This window comes from Bartonella rochalimae ATCC BAA-1498, assembly GCF_000706645.1.
GTDB classification, from domain to species: Bacteria; Pseudomonadota; Alphaproteobacteria; order Rhizobiales; family Rhizobiaceae; genus Bartonella; species Bartonella rochalimae.
This window is the reverse complement of sequence record NZ_KL407337.1, coordinates 731,591-732,180: the sequence shown is the minus strand read 5'-3', so window position 1 is coordinate 732,180 and position 590 is coordinate 731,591. Positions and strand designations below refer to the sequence as shown.

General features: G+C 43.2%; 1 pseudogene. It reads left to right on the top strand.

The features are described from left to right. Positions 1–590, top strand: a pseudogene (locus O99_RS06900) (adhesin); the annotation flags it as partial.

The window sequence follows — 590 nt, the reverse complement described above, 5'->3', positions numbered from 1 at the left end:
CTTTCAGATATTTATAAAGAACTTTCGGGTGTTGGAAGTAAGAGCCTTGTACAACAAGAAGAAGGGGAGAGCGGTCGTATCACGATAGGTGCGAAGACGGGTGGCACGGAAATGAGTTTATTGAATAATCAGTCAGTTGCACGTGTTCTTTCTGGTTTAGGTGATGGTGCTATTTCGGAAGGCTCGAACCATGCAGTTACTGGAAACCAACTTTACCTTACGAATAAGAAGGTCTCTGAATATTTAGGTGGCGGAGCAGGCTATGAAGATGGAGAATGGGTAGATCCTACTTTCACGATTAATGTGCTACAAGAAGATGGTGCTACGGAAGAGAAAGAATATAAGAATGTAGCGGATGCATTAAAAGATATTAGCAGCTCCTTCACGACGGTTGTAGAGACAAACCTAATTCAACAAGAAGAAAGTGAAGATAAGAGTGGTCGTATCACGATAGGCTCGAAGACGGGTGGATCGGAAGTTAATCTTACAAACAAAGACGGAGAAGGTCGTACGCTTTCTGGCTTGAAGGATGGAAAGCTTTCAGACAGTTCGACAGAAGCAGTTACAGGCAAGCAGCTTTATGAGGTTGA